This window comes from Rhizobium sp. BR 314, from assembly GCF_047445805.1.
In the GTDB taxonomy this organism is placed as follows: Bacteria; Pseudomonadota; Alphaproteobacteria; order Rhizobiales; family Rhizobiaceae; genus Rhizobium; species Rhizobium lusitanum_B.
Genome location: NZ_JARWLA010000009.1, coordinates 123,246 through 144,441 on the forward strand (window position 1 = coordinate 123,246; position 21,196 = coordinate 144,441).

General features: G+C 57.9%; 18 protein-coding genes and 1 tRNA gene. 10 read left to right on the forward strand and 9 right to left on the reverse strand.

The genetic code is table 11. The annotated features are described in order from the left end of the window. Positions 1-48: 48 nt before the first annotated feature. Together argS and QD461_RS14680 are read right to left on the reverse strand one after the other, a co-directional pair. Positions 49-1,809, reverse strand: a complete 1,761-nt coding sequence (gene argS, locus QD461_RS14675) for an arginine--tRNA ligase (protein WP_414088399.1) — start codon at positions 1,807-1,809, stop codon at positions 49-51. A 54-nt stretch (positions 1,810-1,863) separates the two neighbouring features. Then, the gene (locus tag QD461_RS14680) at positions 1,864-3,081 is read right to left on the reverse strand and encodes a deoxyguanosinetriphosphate triphosphohydrolase (RefSeq protein WP_184702092.1); all 1,218 of its coding nucleotides are present in this window, start codon (positions 3,079-3,081) and stop codon (positions 1,864-1,866) included. 303 nt (positions 3,082-3,384) lie between these two features. Here QD461_RS14680 and erpA point away from each other — a divergent pair, with 303 nt between their 5' ends. Both erpA and xth read left to right on the forward strand, forming a co-directional pair. Next, the gene (erpA, locus tag QD461_RS14685; RefSeq protein WP_184702090.1) at positions 3,385-3,717 is read left to right on the forward strand and encodes an iron-sulfur cluster insertion protein ErpA; all 333 of its coding nucleotides are present in this window, start codon (positions 3,385-3,387) and stop codon (positions 3,715-3,717) included. Positions 3,718-3,844: 127 nt separating this feature from the next. Next, entirely contained in the window at positions 3,845-4,636 is a 792-nt protein-coding gene (gene xth, locus QD461_RS14690) for an exodeoxyribonuclease III (protein ID WP_414088400.1), read from the forward strand. Positions 4,637-4,706: 70 nt separating this feature from the next. Here the strand turns inward: xth and exoR are convergent, their stop codons facing one another. The 6 genes from exoR to QD461_RS14720 form a co-directional block, all read right to left on the reverse strand. Then, entirely contained in the window at positions 4,707-5,510 is an 804-nt protein-coding gene (gene exoR, locus QD461_RS14695) for an exopolysaccharide production regulator ExoR (protein WP_184702086.1), read from the reverse strand. Next, entirely contained in the window at positions 5,503-5,880 is a 378-nt protein-coding gene (locus tag QD461_RS14700) for a hypothetical protein (RefSeq protein ID WP_414088401.1), read from the reverse strand. Before QD461_RS14700 ends, exoR begins: the two co-directional genes overlap by 8 nt. 314 nt (positions 5,881-6,194) lie before the next feature. Beyond that, positions 6,195-7,451 (reverse strand): OmpP1/FadL family transporter, encoded by a 1,257-nt coding sequence (locus QD461_RS14705; RefSeq protein ID WP_414088402.1) that lies wholly within the window; start codon positions 7,449-7,451, stop codon positions 6,195-6,197. A gap of 412 nt (positions 7,452-7,863) precedes the next feature. Then, positions 7,864-10,707 carry a valine--tRNA ligase gene (locus tag QD461_RS14710; protein ID WP_414088403.1) on the reverse strand — a complete coding sequence of 948 codons (2,844 nt, stop codon included), beginning with the start codon at positions 10,705-10,707 and terminating at the stop codon, positions 7,864-7,866. Positions 10,708-10,829: 122 nt separating this feature from the next. Then, complete coding sequence (locus tag QD461_RS14715) at positions 10,830-11,729, reverse strand: DUF2497 domain-containing protein (RefSeq protein WP_414088404.1); 900 nt, start codon at positions 11,727-11,729, stop codon at positions 10,830-10,832. A 246-nt stretch (positions 11,730-11,975) separates the two neighbouring features. Further along, a complete protein-coding gene (locus QD461_RS14720) occupies positions 11,976-12,647 on the reverse strand; it encodes a protein-L-isoaspartate O-methyltransferase family protein (RefSeq protein ID WP_414088405.1) in 672 nt (223 codons plus the stop codon). Positions 12,648-13,160: 513 nt separating this feature from the next. Between QD461_RS14720 and QD461_RS14725 the strand changes: the two genes are divergently transcribed. From QD461_RS14725 to QD461_RS14760, 8 genes are all read left to right on the forward strand, one after another. Next, the gene (locus QD461_RS14725) at positions 13,161-13,586 is read left to right on the forward strand and encodes a Rap1a/Tai family immunity protein (RefSeq protein ID WP_184702076.1); all 426 of its coding nucleotides are present in this window, start codon (positions 13,161-13,163) and stop codon (positions 13,584-13,586) included. Between the two features lie 251 nt (positions 13,587-13,837). Continuing rightward, positions 13,838-13,911 (forward strand) — tRNA-Cys (locus QD461_RS14730). 315 nt (positions 13,912-14,226) lie between these two features. Then, the gene (locus tag QD461_RS14735; RefSeq protein WP_414088406.1) at positions 14,227-14,523 is read left to right on the forward strand and encodes a hypothetical protein; all 297 of its coding nucleotides are present in this window, start codon (positions 14,227-14,229) and stop codon (positions 14,521-14,523) included. 178 nt (positions 14,524-14,701) lie between these two features. Continuing rightward, positions 14,702-15,460: a GNAT family N-acetyltransferase gene (locus QD461_RS14740; protein ID WP_414088407.1), complete on the forward strand. Its 759-nt coding sequence runs from the start codon at positions 14,702-14,704 to the stop codon at positions 15,458-15,460. A gap of 197 nt (positions 15,461-15,657) precedes the next feature. Further along, a complete protein-coding gene (locus QD461_RS14745; protein ID WP_414088408.1) occupies positions 15,658-17,511 on the forward strand; it encodes an ABC transporter ATP-binding protein in 1,854 nt (617 codons plus the stop codon). A 168-nt stretch (positions 17,512-17,679) separates the two neighbouring features. Then, complete coding sequence (locus QD461_RS14750; RefSeq protein ID WP_414088409.1) at positions 17,680-18,156, forward strand: acetyltransferase; 477 nt, start codon at positions 17,680-17,682, stop codon at positions 18,154-18,156. A 694-nt stretch (positions 18,157-18,850) separates the two neighbouring features. Next, complete coding sequence (locus QD461_RS14755; RefSeq protein WP_184702066.1) at positions 18,851-19,954, forward strand: porin; 1,104 nt, start codon at positions 18,851-18,853, stop codon at positions 19,952-19,954. 212 nt (positions 19,955-20,166) lie between these two features. Next, positions 20,167-20,496, forward strand: a complete 330-nt coding sequence (locus QD461_RS14760; RefSeq protein ID WP_414088410.1) for a hypothetical protein — start codon at positions 20,167-20,169, stop codon at positions 20,494-20,496. 150 nt (positions 20,497-20,646) lie between these two features. On the opposite strand, the gene QD461_RS14765 is transcribed toward QD461_RS14760, so the two are convergent. Further along, entirely contained in the window at positions 20,647-20,823 is a 177-nt protein-coding gene (locus QD461_RS14765) for a hypothetical protein (protein ID WP_414088411.1), read from the reverse strand. Positions 20,824-21,196 lie beyond the last annotated feature (373 nt).

A 21,196-nucleotide genomic window follows, 5' to 3' on the forward strand; every position in this document is an offset into this window, starting at 1 on the left:
GCAAACGCTACAGTTAAATGCCAGTGCAATGTGGGTAAATGGTGACGTTTATCGCATTTCATCCGGCGCTGCGGTCCCGGTTATACCGAGACCCGACTTCAAAACCGACGCGACAGCGTACACCAGCCCAAGTCTGGCAATGCTCAATTCTCGGTTCTTATCGTTAACAAATCGTAATTCAGGTAAATCTTTACCTTTATTCCAGTGTCCATGGAAGGAACTAGCCAGATCATAAAGGTAAAACGCGATGCGATGCGGCTCCTGCGACTGTGCCGCAGCTTCGATGATTCGCGGGAACTCCGCAACCTTGGCGATCAGCTGCAGCTCCGCCGGGTCGGAGATCGTGTCTATGACCGCCTTTGAGAGATCGAGCGAGGCGATATCGAGATCCGGGAACGCTTCCTTGGCCTGGCGGAAGACCGACATGCAGCGGGCATGCGCATATTGCACGTAGAAGACCGGATTGTCCTTGGACTGCTCGGTCACCTTCGCAAAATCGAAATCCAGCGGTTCGGAACTCTTCCGATACAGCATCATGAAGCGGACCGAATCGCGGCCGACTTCATCGACAACTTCGCGCAGAGTGACGAAGTCGCCTGAGCGCTTGGACATCTTTACGGGTTCGCCGTCGCGGAAGAGCTTGACGAGCTGGCAGAGCAGCACAGTCAGCTTTGCCTCCCCGTCCGACACTCCGCGCGCCACGGCTTCGAGTCGCTTGACGTAGCCGCCATGGTCCGCACCGAGAATATAGATCATCTCGTTGAAACCACGGTCGAACTTGTTCTTGAAGTAGGCGACGTCGGCGGCGAAATAGGTATAGGAGCCATCCGACTTGATCAGCGGACGATCGATATCGTCGCCAACTTCCGTCGAGCGGAAGAGCGTCTGTTCGCGATCCTCCCAATCCTCCGGCAACTGCCCCTTCGGCGGCGGCAGCGCGCCCTTGTAGACATAGCCCTTGAAGGTCAGGTCGTTGATCGCAGTCCGGATCAGGGCTGCGCTATTGGCGTGCAGCGTGCGTTCGGAAAAGAAGACATCGTGGTGAACGTTCAGGGCATCCAGATCCTCGCGGATCATCGCCATCATCGCGTCGATCGCCCGTTCCTTGATGATCGGGAGCCATTGATCCTCCGGCATGCCGCGCAGCTTGGTGCCGAACTCCTTGGCAAGCGCTTCGCCGACCGGAACCAGATAGTCGCCCGGATAAAGGCCCGCGGGAATTTCGCCGACCGGCTCGCCGAGCGCTTCGCGGTAACGAATGAAGACCGACCGCGCCAGCACGTCGATCTGCGAGCCGGCATCGTTGATGTAATATTCCTTGGTGACCGCATAGCCGGCAAAGGCGAGCAGGTTCGCCAGCGCATCGCCGACAACGGCGCCACGGCAATGGCCGACATGCATCGGGCCGGTCGGATTGGCCGATACATATTCGACGTTGACCTTCTGGCCTTCGCCGAGAGCAGAACGTCCGAATTTCTCGCCCTCGGAGACCATCGTCGACAGCAGGCGCTGCCAGTAGCCGACCGCAAGGCGGATATTGATAAAGCCCGGACCGGCGACGGAAATCTCGGCGACGTCGGCGTCTTCCTTCAGCTTGGCGACGATAATTTCGGCAAGCGCACGCGGGTTCATTCCCAGCGGCTTGGACAGAACCATGGCCGCGTTGGTGGCGACATCGCCGTGACTGGCATCTCGCGGTGGCTCCACGCCAACGCGCCCGAAATCAAGTTCCGATCGCTTTTCTCTTACAATATCAATTTGTTCGAGAGCGCTCTTAATTCTTACTTCGAAATCGGTGAAAAGGTTCATGTTCTGATCCACGCATAGCTTGGGCGGGCCGGTGTCGGCCCAACGCCGCGCTGCCTACCGCAAATCGGGAGTCTGGTCAAACAGCCGCTTGTGGGCGCTGATGGCGTAAGTGTCCGTCATACCGGCCAGATAGTCGCCCACATGCCGTGCCTTGGCCGCAACGGCAAGCCCGGCGATATGGTCGACCCAGTAATGGCTCTGCATCTCCTTGGGGTTGTCCATATAGGCCTGGAACAGATCCGTGACGATCTGCGCGGCACCGGCGCGGATGCGCATGATGTCCGGGTGGCGATAGATGCGCTTGAACAACATCTGTTTGATTTGCTTGTCGGTTTCGGCCATCGCGGGCGAGAAGGTCGCGGTGACGCGCCCGGCGGCGCGGATGTCGGCAACATTCCCCGGCTTGATTTCGGCAAGTGCCTGCTGCGAAACGGCGATGACGTCCTCGACCATGCGGGTGATCTGCCGGCGCATGATTTCATGGGTGAAACGGCTGGCCTCCAGATGCGGGTAGCGTTCCCTCACCTCCGCCATCAACCCAGAGAGAAACGGCACTTCTTCCAGCATGTCGAAGGTGAGGTAGCCGGACCGCAAGCCATCATCGATATCATGCGTATTGTAGGCGATGTCATCGGCGATCGCCGCAACCTGCGCTTCGAGACTGGCATAGGAGGCGATTTCCAGATCGTGGATTTCACAGTAATCGAGAATAGGCTGCGGCACTGGTCCACGGATGCCTTTGCCGTCTGGCGTCATCAACGGGCCATTGTGCTTGACCAGGCCTTCGAGCGTCTCCCACGTCAGATTGAGCCCGTCGAAATCGGCATAGCGACGCTCGAGCTTGGTGACGATGCGCAGAGACTGGGCATTGTGATCGAAGCCGCCATAGGGCAGCAACACTTCATGCAGCGCATCCTCGCCGGTGTGACCGAAGGGCGTATGGCCGAAATCGTGCACCAGCGCCACGCCTTCCGCCAGATCCTCATCCAGCTTCAAGGCACGGGCCAAGGCACGGGCGATCTGCGCCACCTCGATCGTATGCGTCAACCGGGTACGGTAGTGATCGCCATCCTGGGCGATGAATACCTGCGTCTTATGCTTCAGCCGGCGGAAAGCGGTGGTGTGGACGATCCGATCGCGATCACGCTGGAATTCGGAGCGTGTCGGGCTGCCGCCCTCCTCATAGAGCCTTCCTCGCGACGCCCAAGGATCCGTCGCATAGACTGCCTTTTCGCCATATCCGAAACCCAATGCATGCGTATCAATTGTCATTTTCAATCCATTCCGGCATTTGGCTTCCGCACCTCCTCGGCGCGACAGCCACTCCATTGCAATCGATCGCTCGGGTTGCCGCCAATCCGGGCAAACAGCCGAATCTCGAACATCCCAGCCATTGACGCCGCTCTGCGGCCTTCATACCTATAGACAAGAAAACAGCAAAATGGTGTGGGGCTCAACAACCAAACCAAAGCTGTCACCGGCCTGGCTTTCATGATAAAGGCTATCGATATCAGCCGTTTGAAAGCTCGGCGGCCCATTGGTTCTCTCCGGATCTTGACCCCGGCAGGAGGAAATATGACTGAGACAAGTGTTACCCTATCCGATGCTGCGGCAAAGCGAATCGCCGCCATCGTCGGCGCAGAGGCCGGAAAGCACGCGCTACGCGTCGCGGTCGAAGGCGGCGGCTGTTCCGGCTTTTCATACAAGTTCGACTTGGTCGATGGCCCGGAGGATGACGATATCGTCGTCGAAAAAGGCGACGCGACTGTTTTGATCGACCAGCTCTCCCTGGTCTACATGGCCGGTTCCGAGATCGATTTCGTCGACAACCTTCTTGGCCAGTCCTTTCAGATCAAGAATCCGAACGCGGTCGCAAGCTGCGGCTGCGGCACGAGTTTCGCCATCTGACCCCCAGCCCTTTTTCCACAGTTTGATCACCGGCTCGGAGCCTTCGCTCCTGGCCGGTTCTCATATGAGCTGTAGTCAAGTCGATGCGCTGCGGATACAACGGGGCGAAGCAAAGGATGGGCCGCCCATGAAAATCGCCACCTGGAACATCAACGGTGTCAAAGCGCGTATCGAGAACCTCTGCCAGTGGCTGAAGGCTTCGAGCCCAGACATCGTTTGCCTGCAGGAGATTAAGACGGTCGACGAAGGCTTTCCGCGGCTGGAGATCGAGGCGCTCGGCTATCATGTCGAGACGCATGGGCAGAAGGGCTTCAACGGCGTTGCGATTCTCTCCAAGACCAAGCCGGACGAAGTGACGCGCGGCCTGCCGGGCGACGATGGTGATGAGCAGGCTCGCTTCATGGAAGCGGTGTTTTCAATCGAAGGGCATGGCGCGCTGCGCATCTGCTGCCTCTACCTGCCGAATGGCAATCCGGTCGATACGGAAAAATACCCCTACAAGCTCGCCTGGATGGAGCGACTGCGGAAATTCGCGGTTGATCGCCTTGCATTGGAGGAGCCTCTTATGCTCGCCGGCGACTACAACGTCATCCCCGAGCCGCATGATTGCTTCGATCCGAAGGTTTGGGAAAACGATGCACTGTTCCTGCCGCAAACGCGTCAGGCCTTCCGTCAGCTCGAGCATCTCGGCTTCACAGATGCGGTGCGGGCAACGACCGATGCCGTCAAGCTCTACTCATTCTGGGATTATCAGGCCGGGGCATGGCCGAAGAACAATGGCATCCGCATCGATCATCTGATGTTGTCGCCGGAAGCTGCCGATCGCCTAACGACAACGGCAATCGAAAAGCATGTGCGTGCCTGGGAAAAGCCTTCGGACCATGTGCCCGTCATCGCGCATCTTAATTTCGGCAACTAGGCCTCAAATCTGACAGGTTCGGGCTCGGCGCCGTTTACGGCCACTGTGCTACGCGGCAGCTCATGTCAGTTCAGTCGGAGCCCGCAACATCAAGCTGATGCGCCATCGAGACCGCGACACGGCGGTCATTCTCGTTGGCAACCGAGAAAGCTTGCTCCTGGATGTCTTCCATCCAGCCGCAATCCTTCGGCTTACACTTGTCGAGCGCCGCCGTCATGAAGGCCAATCCACGAATCGACTGTCCTTCCTGGAAAAGAAGATTGCCGAAGACGGCCATAGCGCCGGGATGGCCGCTCTTGCGCGCCTGGTTCAGCCATTTCTTCGCCTGCTGGACATTAGGAGAGCCGCCCTCGCCCGACAGCATCATCTGCGCGAGCTGGAACTGAGCCTCCGGAACGCCGAAGGTCGACGCGACTTGGAAATAAAGCTGGCGAGCCTGGCCGAGATCGACCTTCACCGGGCTGTTGGCAATACCGGTCTTGTAATAGCCTGCAAGAGCAAGCAGCGCATTGATGAAAAAGCCGGTATCCTCAGAGCCCGGCTCCACGCCCTGCTGCGCGATCTCGCTATAGATCTTGAAGGCTTCGAAATCGTTCTGTCTGACGCCGTCGCCATCGGCATACATATTGGCAAGAGCCCAGCGCGAGCCTGTATGGCCTTTTTCGGCCGCGTAACGATAAGCCTCTACCGCTTCTTCCTTCTGCCCGTTCTTGTAGGCCTTGAAGCCGAATTTGAAGAGGTCGAACGGGCCTGATTCCTTGGAGACGCCGGCATTGATATCGAATGCCCGGGCTTGACCTGTCAGCACCACCGCTGTGGCAAGGGACAGGCTGAGCATCATGACTCTCGCTGATATGAACTCGGACTTAAACATAACAGTCGATTTCTTTCGCTCCATTCGGACCCATAACGGCAATTGCATCGCCGCCGTCGGTTTCACGAATGTTTTCCCTGATGGCGCACGAGACCGAAGCGCTCCCGGAAAGGAGGCTTCCTGTGACACTCAACCGAAGCCGTTTGCCACAATTGCGAGCATAGCTTGCAATTGTGTCCAAACCAGCATTCGAGCGGCCGATATCATATCTCACCACCGAACCGTCGCTCTCATGAGCATCCCGAAGAGTGAGATCTAACATAGCCGGATTGACGACTTCCCTTGAGAGACAAAGATTCTCCAGCCGCACCGGAAGCCCTGCAGCCCCGATCCCGGATTTTTGCTTATGCCAAAGTGGAAGTTCACCCATCGACCGCTTATGCACTTTCTACAAGGCTTGCCCCTGTGCCCGTGTAATCGCTGCTCCCCATTTGTGGCGGGAAATGGACAAATTGTAATCCCATCACGAGCTTGCAATACGTTGAAATAGAGTGTTGCTAATTCGTCACAAAAAATTTATCGGCGCAGAGATTTTCTTAACCATAAACCGCGCAAACAGACCGTTTTGGTACCTTGACGAGCTACGCCCGACAAGGAAACGCTGCGAGGCCTGATAGAGCTCGCAGCGTCGATGGCGATGGTGGGAGGCAGGCGATAAACCTGCTTCAATCCAAGGGGTTATCCTTAGAAGCTGACCTTCATTGAAGTCTGAAGAGCTGCGACCAAGTCATTACCGAAGCTATACGAGACATCATTGCCATACACGACACCGCCGCGCGTGACCGGTCCGGATTTGCCCGATGTCATCAGGCCGAGCGCGCCACCGAAATTGAACTGAACATGGTCCGTCGCCTTATAGGCAAGGCCGGCGCCAAGCGTCCAGGTATCGGAGTTCATGCCGTAGCCTTCGCTCGTGCCGCGGTCCCATGTCAGGCTGACGGCCCCGCTCCATTTGTCATTAAACTTGTGACCGATGCCGCCGGTAATCGTCCAGCCGTCCTGATACAGAAGATCGAGCGACGTTAACTGCGTCCGCTTGTTGCAAGCGATGCTGCTGTTAGCGGTCGGGCAAAGCGAAATGCTTTGCAGAATGCTCCAGTTCGTCCACTTGACCGAGCCGAAGGCAAGCCAATCGGGCGCGATACCGGTCTGAACCTTCCATTCCAGCGAGTCGGGCGCATCGGCCGATCCGAAGACGGAGGTCACCTTGCCGCCGAAACCACCGGGAACGACCGGAGGAGGCACTTCGGTGAGATCGACGGTGCCCTTGAGGTTGTCGTACTTGACCCGGCTGTTGTAGACGAGGCTGGTACGGAAGGCATATTCCGGAATTTCATAGGCCAGACCAGCGCGCCAGCCCCAACCGTGGCCGTCGACATCAAGCGAGCCGACGCCGTTGTAAATCGCGGCAACAGGTCCGACCGTGTCGTAGACCAAGCGCGACTTGTAACCGCTGACTTCCTGATAGAAGCCGCCGCCGATCACACGGAACTGTCCCGGCCCCATATCGAACTTGTAAGAGCAGGTGGCCGAATAATTGTTCGTGCGCACCTTGGTCTCGATTTCATTGTTGGCGCCGGCCCAATTCAGGCCCTCGTTGAGGTGACCGCCGAACGGCTGCGAGTAATCAGCCATACAGTCGAGATCATCGGTAATACCAACCTTGAAGGCGATATAGGGTACCGCATAGTTGGACGACGCATCGGCCGAGTGGCTGCGATTGTTCAGATTGCCGTCGTTCGGATAGGTATCCCGAGCATTCTTCACCTTACGATCGGGCATTACGTAGGTGACGCCGGATTCGAAAGCATAACGTCCCTTATCGAACAACAGATCGATATCGTAACCGCCGCGATCCAGGCCGCCTGCAAAAGCTGCGCTGGCGAAAGACGAGCCGATGACGAGAGCGGCCGCGCCCCTCAACGCAAGAGAAAATGCCATTGTGTCTCCCCCACTGGTGCATTCATTTATTCGATTGTTGCGACGATCGAATGAATTGGCAATGCGGCCATGACGAGCAACGACCAAGGAAGTTAGCAATTGATTTACGTAAGAAAGTGAACTCTGCTTCCAGGCGCCTAAAAAATTAGATATATTTTGCTCTTTGAATGACATTTTTACCCCTGCGTAGATTCTCATTCTTCACTGCAACATTTCTGTTACAATCCGACAACAGTTCTGCTTTTCGAAATTGCCTACCAATTTTAGGGGTAATTCATTTCACCTGTGCGAAGCTGGCGGCGACTGATCTCTCAGCGCTCCAAAGCCATTCCGAATCGATCGGCCAAAAAAAGAGGCACGCGGCTCTCACCGCATGCCCCACTAACTATTTAGACTCGTTAGACTTTCGCCGTCAGCCGGCTTCGCTGACCCGCGCCAGGGCCACCTTCAAGCTTGCCTGCTGCCCTTCAAGCTCGCCGAGACGTTCGCGTTCGGCAGCAACGACGTCCGGATTGGCGTTCGCCACGAATTTCTCGTTCGAAAGCTTGCCGAAGATGCGGGCGATCTCCTGGTCGTTCTTGCCAATCGCCTTTTCCAGACGGGCTTTTTCGGCCGACAGATCGATGAGGCTGCCAAGCGGAAGGCAGACGGTCGCTTCGCCGACAACAATCTGCGCGGCTCCCTTCGGCGCCGTGTCGGCGAGAGAGATTGTTTCGACACGTGCAAGCCGCTTGATAGCGGCGTCGTGGCGGAACAGGCGCTCGCGCGTCAGGCTGTTGGCATCGACGACGACCAGCGGCGCAGTCGCCGACGGCGGAACGTTCATTTCGGAACGAACCGAGCGGATGCCGGAAACGAGGTCGATCAGCCAATTGATCTCGTCTGCGGCAACATTGTCTGCATAGGACGGTGCAGGCCAATCCGCGTGGCAGATCAGGCCGTCACGTTCTTTGCCCTCACCCGCCGTATGCGCCCAGAGTTCTTCGGTCATGAACGGCATGAACGGATGCAGCAGCTTGTAGGTCTCCTCGAGGACGTAGGCTGCGCAGGCCTGCGACTCTGCCTTTGCATTTTCGTCTTCGCCGCCGAAGATCGGCTTCAGGAGCTCGAGATACCAATCGCAGAACTGATTCCAGATGAAGCGATAAAGCGCCCCTGCCGCATCGTTGAAGCGGAAGCTTTCAAGCGCTTCGGTCACGTCACGCTCTGCCCGCGCCAGTTCCGTGAGGATCCATCGGTTAACGGTGAGCTCGGCCGCTTCCGGCACAAAATGCGGATCGCTCTTGGCGCCGTTCATTTCGGCAAAGCGGGTGGCGTTCCATAGCTTGGTGCCGAAGTTGCGGTAGCCCGCGATGCGGGCGGGGTCGAGCTTCACGTCGCGGCCCTGCGCAGCCATGATCGCCAGGGTGAAACGCAGCGAATCGGCACCGTACTGATCGATCAGCTCGAGCGGATCGATGACGTTGCCCTTGGACTTCGACATCTTCTGCCCGTTCTTGTCGCGCACCAGAGCGTGGACATAGACCGTGTTGAACGGCTCGACAGGCTCGCCATTCTCGTCCTTCATGAAGTGAAGGCTCATCATCATCATGCGGGCAACCCAGAAAAAGATGATGTCGAAGCCGGTGACGAGGACGTTCGTCGGATAGTAGCGCGCCAGTTCCGGCGTTTCATCCGGCCAGCCGAGCGTCGAGAACGGCCAGAGCGCCGACGAGAACCAGGTGTCGAGCACGTCTTCGTCGCGCGTCAGGATTTCGCCCGGCTTGAAGTTCTCCAACAGGTCTTCGACATAGGCCTTCATCGGCCCTTCATGCGAAAGGTAATGCTGGATCGCGGCCTGCAGCGCCTCTTCCTCGGTTTTTTCGACGAAAACCTGGCCATCCGGACCGTACCAGGCGGGAATCTGATGGCCCCACCACAGCTGACGGGAAACGCACCATGGCTGGATGTTCTCCATCCAGTCGTAATAGGTCTTGTCCCAGCTCTTCGGAACGAGTTTGGTGCGGCCTTCGCGAACCGATGCGATCGCCGGTTCGGCGAGCGTCTTGGCATCGACATACCACTGTTCCGTCAGGCGCGGCTCGATCGGCACACCGCCGCGGTCGCCATGCGGAACCATGTGCTTGTGCGGCTCGATCTTGTCCAGCAGGCCCGATTCTTCGAAAATGCGGACGATAATCTTACGCGCCTCGAAGCGATCCTTACCTTCCAGCTCGTCCCAGGCTCCATGCAGGGCCGCAGGATTGTCAAGGCCTTCAAGGAAATCCTCGTTGTCCTTTATGGTGACGGTGGCTTCCGGAGTCAGAATGTTGACAACGCGCAAACCGCGACGCTTGCCGACGTCGAAGTCGTTGAAATCATGCGCAGGCGTCATCTTGACCGCGCCGGTTCCAGCCGTCGGGTCGGGATATTCGTCGGCGACGATCGGAATACGGCGACCGACGATCGGCAGGATGACATGCTTGCCGACGAGCGGCTTGTAGCGTTCGTCCTCCGGGCTAACAGCAACGCCGGTATCGCCGAGCATGGTTTCGGGACGGGTGGTCGCGACGACGAGATAGTCGCGCGTTTCCCATTCGGTCGGCTTGCCCTCTTCATCAAAGGCGACCGGATGCTGATAGGTGACGCCCGGCTCCAGCGGATAACGCAGGTACCAGAGGTTGCCGTTGACCTCGTGCTGCTCGACTTCGATGTCCGAAATCGCCGTCAGCATCTTCGGATCCCAGTTGACCAGCCGCTTGTCGCGATAGATCAAACCTTCCTTGTAGAGCGTGACGAAAACTTCGAGAACGGCCTTGGACAGGCCCTCATCCATGGTGAAGCGCTCGCGCGACCAGTCACAGGAAGCGCCGAGGCGCTTCAGCTGGTTGAAGATCAACCCGCCGGACTCGTCCTTCCATTCCCAGACCTTCTCGATGAAGGCTTCGCGGCCCATCTTGTGGCGGTCCGGCTGCTGGCGCTCGGCGAGACGGCGTTCGACGACCATCTGCGTGGCGATGCCGGCATGGTCCATGCCGGGCTGCCAGAGAACGTCCTTGCCGCGCATGCGCTCGAACCGCACCATGATGTCCTGCAGCGTGTTGTTCAGCGCATGGCCCATATGCAGCGAACCGGTCACGTTCGGCGGCGGGATGACGATGGTAAAGGTTTCGGCGCCCGGCTTGGCGTTCACACCGGCGCGAAAAGCGTCGGCTTCATCCCATTTTTGGGCGATCTTCGGTTCGACGGCGGCGGAATCATAGGTTTTGTCGAGCATGTTTTGACCGGATCTAGAGGACTGGGTGATGCGGGTTGTAAATAGGATGGCCGTAGGCAAGTCAATAAAAAAGCCGCCCCGGAGCCCGGAGCGGCGGATCGGTTACCCTAAGCTCAGGCTTGTCAGCGGCGCGGGCCGCGGGCCACTCGCTCGATTTCTTCGCGCACAAGGCGCTCGACCAAGGTCGGCAGGTTATCGTCGAGCCACTCCTGCAGCATCGGCCGCAGCATCTCCTGCGCCAGCTCATCGAGCGAGCGGCGCGGACCGCCATCGACGATAGCTGCAAGCTCTTCGAACGAACGGGAGACTTGTGCGCCGGCGGCTTCCGACATCAACGGCGATGACGAAACGGGCTGCATCGCAGCGAGAGGAGTCTCTGCCTGCTCGAGAACGGGCTCGGCCTCCTGCGTGACGGGTCGGTGTGCATCCGGCGTTTGAAAGACCGGCGTTTCCACCGGAGCTGCGACTTGCGGCGCTTCCACGACAAGCGGAGCAACAACAGCTTCACGCGACGCGGTCTCTACGATCGTTCGCTCCAGCTCGGCCATTGGCGTCGCTTCGGCCACAGGCGGAGCAACATCGGGAATCATGTTTCGCAGCGGATAATCGACAACCGGCTCGACCCGGACTTCCGCAAGGCGTGCGGCCATGGCCGGCGGCAGCTCGCGCGGCTGGGGCAGTTCGCGCCCGGCGCTCAGCATGGCGGCATTCCGCTCGGAAGCGGCACGAACGCGCGCGGCAACATCCGCCAGCGACAGACCGCGGTTCGCGCCTTCCGGCTCAGCGACGGGGACTTGCGAGTTTGCAGCAACGAAACGCGGATCCTGCCCAGCGGCCCGGGCACGATCTGCGGCGGCAAACTCCTCGTCGACAGTCAGCTGAATATCGTCATCACGTTCGGCGGCAAAATGGGTTGGCGGCACCGACTTGGCGTTACCCGGCTCGTTGCTTTCGATAATCCGGCGGATCGACGCCAGGATCTCTTCCATGGACGGTTCACGCACTACATTTGGCTGAGCCATATTCATCCCCGTTTTCCCATATTCAGCGACCGGAAACCCGCGAGGGTGGGCACCCGAATCAGTGCCACCCTAGATGACTGTCCTCGGGAAAAAAATCACCTGGAAAGCACTAAACCCGGTGATGCACAGTTTTGTAACGATTGCTGCGAATCGCTTTGATGAGATTGATTCTGCCACAGGCCTGGACAATAAAAAACAGGCGCCCGAAGACGCCTGCCGAATGCAATCTTCAACCGTGTCGAAAGATCAGAATACGAATTCCTTGGCCTTGGCAAAGCCCGGCAACGGCTTGATCGAGGCGTTGAAGAATACGTTTTCCGAGAAGGCGCCGCGCTCGCGCATGAAAACGGTGGCGCGTGCGGCATGGCCATAGCCAAGTACCGTGATCAGGCGACCGTCTTCGCTGAGCTGGTCCAGCAGCCCCTGCGGCAGCTGCTCGATCGATCCGTTCAGGAAAATAACGTCATAAGGCCCGTTGCCTGCATGGCCCTTTTCGAGGTCGCCGGTGACGACGGTGACGTTTTCATAGCCGAGCGCAGTAAGATTGGTCTTTGCCTGGGCCGCCAGATCCTCATCGGATTCGAGCGCGACGACCTTGCCGGCGACAAGCGACAGGACGGCGGAGACGTAACCGGTGCCGCAGCCGACATCGAGAACCTTGTCTTCCTTGGTAATGGCGCCGAGCTGCAGCAGCTTGGCCAGCGGCGAGGCTTCCATCAGGAAACGGCCAGGCCTACCGGCTGAAGCCGGCGCAACCTCGATATCGCAATCGATATAGGCCAGGAGCTTCGACTTCTCAGGTACGAAATTTTCGCGCGGAACCGCGAAAAATGCATTCAACACGGAATGGGAGGTGACATCCGTCGTACGGATCTGGTTCTCGACCATCTTCACGCGTGCTGCTTCGAAATCCATCATATCCTCTTGCGCCCTTGTCAGGCCGGCTTTGCTACAGTGCTACGCGTTTCTTAATCGCCTGCGGCTACGCTTTCAAGGCATCGCTGCAACACGCGCCGAGATTCATGCAGATGCGTCGCCTCCAGACAACAGCCGACATTGCATGGATGGAAGCAATGCCGCTTCCATCCATGCGCACATCTCCGAATGTGGACAAACTCTGGCCGGAATGGTGCGCCAAGACACGGAACGGCTCACGGACGACGCTTCCATTCGTTATCCAAAGATTAGAAGGTGCTTCAAGGCGGAACGCTCCATTAATAAAATGTTAACTTCCCAAGACCACGCTTGCCTCCATTGGACCGCCTGAACTTGGCGACTGATCGACCTTCCGGCCCGAAGTCATTCGGGTTAAGATTAAATTTCAATAGAAGGTGGCTGGATGCCTGTCTCTCTCGTGCTTTTCGTGGCAACGTCTCTGCCGCTAGTGGTTTTTCTGGCTGCCAGTCTCTCTTCAATGATGTAGGTCGTCGAATGCGGCTTTCGCTCTTCCTCGCAGCGTCCCTTCTTCTCATACCCCAGGTCGCTTTGAGCGATGAAGAACCAGAAAAGCCCGCGCCCGTGATCGGGCATGTCGTTACCGGCAAGCAGCTCGATGAATGGTGCGAGGAAGAACGCGGACTTGCCTCCGTTTACGTGCAGGGCATTCTCGACGAAGCGCAGCGCACGAAGAACCTGACGATCCACGCGACCAAGCAGACACCGAAGAACTCTTCGCGTTATGAGCGCTATCTTCAACAGTTTGTCGGCGCTTTTTGCCTCCCGCCCGATCTCACCAACACGCGGGCGACCCTGATCGCGTGCAAATGGATGGCAGAGCATTCCTGGCAGCTCGAACGGCCAGCCAGCGGACTGATCGCACGCTCCTTCAAATTCGCCTTCCCCTGCCTGGAAGAGTGAGCCCCCCAAGATCCTGATTTCGCGGTAATGGAGGTGCTGTAGTGGCGATTTGCGTATCTCTGGATAAATGTGCGACTGCATCTGGCGATGATTGCAGGGTTTTGCCGGTAGGCAGCGATCTTCAGTGAGTGCGTGAGCCGACAGCAATCTGCGGCTGACAGTGAAAAAAGAACGATATTCAAATCGAGGCCCTTGCGCCGATTCAAGATTCGTTCTAAACGCCCGCCATCACTCGCCTTCATACATCGGATGGCCTCGTGGCGGAGTGGTTACGCAGAGGACTGCAAATCCTTGCACCCCGGTTCGATTCCGGGCGAGGCCTCCATCCCTCCCCTTTGACATTGCCGTCTTAAGCAGTTCAAATCGCACCGAGAGTTTCGGATTTGGCTGTTTACGCTCAGGCTACTTCGCTTCCCCGCAAGCAGCAAAGATTGATCCGTTCTTCTTGTGGCAGTCGGATGCTTTCGCCGTGAGGTTTTCTGAGCAGCTTCCCGGTCTGACGGATCATCACATCATTGATAGCGGCAACCGTTTCAACGATGATCCACCTCCGTCCCGCGTCAAATCGCGCCGGCTGCGGAACCGAATTGAATCCCGGTCGTTCCTGACAGGCACTTTCACTATTCGTCAGGAAAACATCATGGCCGATATGAAGCTCGATCACGACATCAACGCGCAAATCGAGGAATTTCGAAACCAGATCGGCAAGCTTTCGGCCGACCTGGTGAAAAGGATCGACAGTGCCTCTGAGCGAGCTGACGAAGCCCTTTCTTCGACCAAGGCGAAAGTCACCCACATTGCCGACCACGCACGCGCAGAGGGGCGAAATGTCGTGCAGGCGGCAAGGGAGAATCCAACCGCCACAAGCTCGATCCTCGTCGCGACCGCCCTTCTCGGCCTCTTTGCCGATCTCGTAATTGGCAAGCTCACGGATTAGCGCCGGCGATTCGACACCGATGCCAACAAGAGATTTATGCCCGATCGCCAGCGGTCGGGCCGCGTCGGCGACAACAAGGCCTGAGAAGCCAGCATAGGCATGAAATTGCCCATGACAATTGCAACATGACCCGGATCGGACTAACTGACGCCTATACACCCCAAGGGGACATATACAGATGAGCGACACATCACGGTTGAATCACCAACGCGACCTCTTTTCCGCGACGGTGACGGCATTTTGGCGAAAGCACTTCCAGACCGGCACGATCCTTCATCGCGACGATCAATTTTCTCTCGCAGTCTGCCCCGATCTTGATGACGACAACCGCGCGATGATGCTGCATCGGCCCGAGGCTGCGGTTCAAGCGGCTGTGACAACGGCGGTCGCCGACAGGTTAGGCCTGCACGAGAAAGCTGACCTCTCTGAGGCCGAATTTCGTCGGGAGCTGGAAAACGCCGAGATAATTCTCAATGGCGCGGATGCAGTTTTCTATTATCTTGAGCCGGCGAAACAATCGTTTCTGCAGGAGACCTCCCCAAACCAAGTACGGCAATTGACGGAGCTGGATCGCGCTATATTCGAGGAGTTTCAGGCGGCAGCTTCGGATGAGGACCTGGACGCGGCTTATGTGGAGCTGGACCACTGGCTGGTATTCGGTGCGTTTGAAGGACCGCATCTCGTCTGCGCCGCCAGCATCTATCCGTGGAACGACGCCCTCATCGCCGATGTCGGCGTATTGACGCTGACCGCATTCCGGGGAAAAGGTCATGCCCGAAACGTGGTGCGGGCCATCAGCCGGCAAGCCTATGCGCAGGGATACGAACCGCAATATCGCTGCCAGCTCGACAATCACGCCTCGATGGCGCTAGCGACGGCCATCGGCCTGACAGAGTTCGGGAAGTGGGAGGTCGTTGCAACCGATTCCCTAAGCTGATCGAAACCCCATCCTGTCTCGCAAGGCGGCTGCCCGGGCGCCTCGCAACCGCATATCGAGTGTATTGTCGCAGCGGCGTCGCGCGCCCAGATCAATCAACAGCATATTCCCCGTTGAGATTACAGCCGGAAGATGATTCTATGTGATCCGCGTAACCGAGTGCCCGCGTCTCACCCCCATTTTGACTCGAGCGGCCCATGTCGATTTCAGACGCAATCTATCGTCCCTTCGAAGCGCTGATCAAACCGCTGGACATCCCATATCAACCGCTGCCTACCAAGGGGCCGGTGATGGTGCTTCTGCATTTCATATCGATGTTTCGCGGCATCCTGATCGCCATGACCCTTGCCTCCATGGCGGTCGAAGCCATCAATCTGGCGATTGTCTGGGGACTGTCTGTTATCGTCGACGGCGTTACGAAAATGGGCGCGCCTGCCTTCGTTCACAATGATTGGCTGCTGCTTGCCTTCCTCGGGCTCCTGATCTTTCCGGCGATGCCCATCGCCTCGTTCCTCACCAACACCCTCACCTCTCATACTCTGAGCGTCGGCATGCCCGCTGCGATCCAGTGGCAAGGTCACAAAGCGGTGGAACGGCAGGATCTCGCCTTCTTTCATGATCTCTTTGCCGGACAGGTCGCGTCACGCCTGTCGCAGGTGGCGTCGGCCGTCCAACAGCAGATCATCATCGGCTTCCAGACCATTCCGCGGTTCCTGCTGCAAATGGTCGGATCCGTAGTTCTTCTCGGTGCCTTGTCATGGCAGCTTACGCTGCCGGTCTTAATATGGATCGCGCTCAACGTCGTTCTCGCCTTGAAGATGGCACCGACCTTCGCCGAACGCTCGCGCCGCACGGCCAAGCAGCGCAGCCTCGTCGCCGGTGCCATCACCGATCTCTACAGCAACATGCAGATGATCAAGCAGTTCGCGGCAGAAGACACTGAAGCCGGCGCGATCCGCAGCATCATCCAGAAATCGGTGCAGACGCAGCATAGGGAACAGCGCATCTATCGCACCTCGGAACTCATTGTCGTGGCGCTCAACATGGCGCTTTGGCTGTCGATACTTTCCATTGGCCTTTCCGGCCTCGTCGCGGGCTTTCTCACGATTGGGCAGTTCGTCGCGGCGGTCTATATTCTGCACCGCCTCTCCGGGCAGACCTTCACGTTCCTGCAGATGGCTCAGCAGATCTTTCAGGCGATCGGCACCATCAAGGATGCCATGCCGGTGATGACGACACCACCCACCATTACAGATCGGCCCGGCGCGGGCGAACTGACTGTTAGTCGCGGAGAAATACGCTTCGAGGACATCCATTTCGCCTACAAAGCCGGGAAACCAATCATCGATGGCCTGTCGGTCACTGTGCGCGCAGGCGAAAAAGTCGGGCTCGTCGGCCTCTCGGGCGCCGGCAAGACCACGCTGGTGAACCTGCTGCTGCGTTTCTACGAGCTGAAGGGCGGCGCAATCCTCGTCGATGGACAGGATATCCGTGAGGTTACGCAAGCCAGCCTTCGCCGAAATATCGGCGTCATCGCCCAGGACGTCGCGCTGCTACATCGCTCGGTCGGTGACAATATCCGCTACGGCCGGCCCGAAGCGAGGCAGGACGAGATCGAGCATGCCGCCAAGATGGCAAGCGCCGAAGCCTTCATCGCCGCCCTTGCCGATGGAGAAGGCCGCAAAGGCTATAGCGCCTTCGTGGGCGATCGAGGCATACGGCTCTCCGGCGGTCAGCGCCAGCGCATCGCCATAGCGCGGGTGCTGCTGAAGGATGCGCCGATTCTGGTGCTGGACGAGGCAACTTCGGCTCTCGACAGCGAATCGGAAGCAGCCATTCAGGAAAAGCTCAATCTGATGATGGAGGGAAAGACTGTCATCGCCATTGCGCATCGTCTTTCAACCATCGCCAAGATGGACAGGATCATTGTACTCGACCACGGGCGCATAGTGGAAGAAGGTCCGCCGGAAGAGCTGGTCAAACGGGACGGCCTGTTTGCCCGCTTATGGAAACGCCAAACGGATGGCTTCCTCGCCAAGGAGGTCGGCTAATTCCCGACACGCTGGGTTTGAAATTGGCGGTTCTATCGGCCATTTGCCTATCGCCTCGTGATGGACGACAGGCTTGAAGCCAGGTACAGCGCAGCCGGTCGACAGGGCGGGTTCTGCCGCCGGACAACTTTTCCGTGTGCGGTCCAAAACTTCAAAAGACTATTACCAATGGCAAAAGACACTCAAGGATATGACGTGTTCCATTTGCGGCAGGCCAATTCGGCCGACCTCCTGCGGAATTACGAGATATGGCGGACGGCGGTCGAAGCTACCCACCATTTTCTCGATGCTGCCAATCGCGAGACGATCGGCAAGATGGTCGCTGAGGAATATCTGCCGAATGCCGAATTTACGGTAGCGGTCAACGACCATGATCTCCCGCACGCGTTTCTGGGGACCACCGAACATCATGTGGATGCGCTTTTCGTGCACGCCGACAGCCGGGGAATGGGCTTGGGCCGTCTTCTTCTCGACAGCTTTCGGGCAGGAAAAGATGCCGTGACGGTCGATGTCAACGAACAGAACCCGGATGCGACAGGTTTCTACGAACGTCTCGGCTTTAAGGTGACGAGCCGTTCGGAACTGGATGATCAGGGCCGTCCCTACCCGATCCTTCATCTGCGATGGGATAGGCCGAAGGGCTGAACCGCTGTTTTCGACGCTTCGATAGCTCGGACCGGTCCTCCTCGGTTGGCAGCCAAATGCGCCATGCCAGAGCAGCGGCTCGGCCAGCCCATTCAGGTAGGTTATAGAAACCTATGGTAGATGCTAGGCTCATTTCTACCGGCTTAGATGCCACCCCTGAGCCGGGCAGTGCCGCGTCCGATGAGACTACGCCCCCAGTAGTGTCGTCGGACGCACCCTTATGACGCTGCGCGGCGCCAAGGACCTCCACGAGACCGGCAGGCTTCGTCTATGCCATGGTCTAGAGAGCCGCAAAACCGCCTGACATGTGGCATCGCTGCAAAATGCGATTGACCGTGAATCGTCATGATTTTCCCACCCAACTAATCCTTTGCCGCCCGCGCTATCGCGAGGTTTCCCGTCGCGTCCGGCCCAACGGCACCGTTTTCCGATTATCCCGATGAAGAGCGAAATGTGGCGCCTGACCGGTGTCACCGTTGAATTGCGTCATTTTTGCAACAAACTTATTTTTCGAATAGGGCACATATAGTTCGCTCATCTTAGTATCTTGCCAAATCAGTGAAGCAGGTTCAGGAAATAGTTCGCGAGGCTGATTACTTCGCACCTACTGATAGGGAACATGAACGGGATGGGGTTGGGCACGTCGATTTTCGGCGCGATATCTCACGCCCAATCAAGAGAGATTGGAGTTATTATGAACATCAAGAGCCTTCTTCTTGGCTCCGCTGCTGCGCTGGCAGCAGTATCCGGTGCTCACGCAGCGGATGCCATCGTTGCCGCCGAGCCGGAGCCGCTGGAATACGTTCGCATCTGCGACGCATACGGTGCGGGCTACTTCTTCATCCCGGGTACCGAAACCTGCCTCAAGATCGGCGGCAAGGTTCGTACGGAAGGTGAATGGTACGATGCTTACAACCGCAATAGCCATAACGGCACGCTGTGGCACACCCGTGCTGAGCTGAATGTCAGCACCGCAACCGACACCGAATACGGTCCGCTGAAGACCGAAACCATCGTTCGTTGGGACTGGCATGACGGTAACGCTACCAGCACCAACCTGCTGTGGTCCTACATCAGCCTCGGCGGCTTCACGGTCGGTAAGAAAGACTCGCAGTACAACTCCTACATCGGCTACGCCGGCGACGTCATCAACGACGACGTGATCTATGACGGTCCGTACGAACTGAACCAGATCACCTATGAATATGATGCCGGCAACGGCTTCTCGGCTGTGGTCTCGGTTGAAGACAGCAACTCCAGCGGCTCCGGCGCTTCCTACGGTGCAAGCTGGTGGACCGACGACGAAGCAAACCACTACGCTCCTGACGTTGTTGCCGGTGCTGGCTTCAAGTCCGGTGCATGGGGCTTCAAGGTCGTTGGCGGTTACGACTCGATCGTCGAAGAAGGCGCCATCAAGGCTCGTATCGATGCTGACTTCGGCGCATTCTCGGCCTTCTTGATGGGCGGCTGGAACACCGACGGCAGCAAGCTCAACAAGTATGCCGGCACCAACCAGGACGTTTCCGCTTGCACGGCGCCGAACGGCACTGTCAATGCATCGAAGTGCGGCTGGGGCGATTGGGCAGTTTGGGGCGGCGTTGGCGTTCCGGTCAACGACAAGCTGAAGTGGAATGTTCAGCTCGCCTACAGCGACTCCAAGATCTTCGAAGCAACGACGAACCTGAAGTTCAACCCGGTCAAGAACCTCCTGGTCGAGCCGGAACTGACTTACGTTCACTATGACTATGCCCATGATGACACCATCTCCGGCATTCTCCGCTTCGAGCGCAACTTCTAACCTGATCAGATTTGACCTCCGATCAGAGAAGGAAGGGGTCCGGCTTTCCCTGCCGGCCCCCTTTTTTCTTGCCGGCAAGCTCCTGAAAACGAAGGCTTCCTCTCCAAAAACGCGTGTCGCGGCATCGCCCCCATCAACCAGAAGGGGGAACCTTGTCGCGGCCGTGGCGTTTAAGGATGAAAGGGACGAAGCTGAATAAAGGAGTTACCGCCTTGAAATATATCGCTTCAATCGCTCTGACCACCGCATTGACCGTTGGGTCCTTGCTGTCGGTCGCGCTGCCGACAATGGCAGCCCCGTTCGGCGTTTCACCGGCACCGCCCCCCAATGTCATTCTCGTGCAGGAACAGGGTTCACGCTGGCACCCTGATTCAGACTATGATCGCCGGTCTTACTGGCGTGCCCGTCACCATTGGCGCAATGACGGAGAGCGGGATTGGGATCGTCGGCATTGGAACCGAGGCTGGCATCGCGGCTGGTATGACGACCGCCCCTATTATCACCGACACCATGGCGGCGTGATGCTGGAAATCCGTCCCTGACGCGGCGCAGGTCCGCGGTGGTTGTGTAGGGTAGCGAACCGCCGGCCATGCATCCCGGTCACAAAGTTATCCAAAAAACCAACGGCCGCTTCCGAGACTATCGGGAGCGGCCGAATTGCTGTGTAGGGAATTTGCGCCAGTTCGAACCGTCTAACGGCAGACGCGGACGTTGCGAACGACCCAGCGGCCGTGAACCTTATGCTTCACCTTTTTCATATGGCAGTGCTGATGATGGTGACGATGATGCATCGGAGCTGCCTCGGACGGTGCGCTGAAGGCGAAGACCGATGCCAGTGCAAGTGCGGATGCAAGAAGCAGGTTTTTCATGTCGAACCTCTAAAGCATTGGGGGACTATGCTGCGCATTTCACGCATCCAAGTAGATGCGCCGGCTCATATTAATGCCACATGAACATCTACGCATATTCCCGGAAGCAACCGTAAGGTGAACAAAATTTAATGAAACGCCGCATGGGTCTGCGATGAGGCTGCCAGGAATCATGGCTGTATCGGAGTGGTGTATCCCCCTCGAACGCACGCTCCGATCGAGAAGCAATGGCCCGACGTGGATGCAAGCGCCTGTTGTTGCTGGACAATGACAGCCGGTCGCCCCCCCCCCGCGTCCTCCTGTTTCGCTCCATCGTGGCAGTCGTCCGCGGAGAAGTACGGCCCACTCCTCCAAGAAGCAGGAACCACCTTTG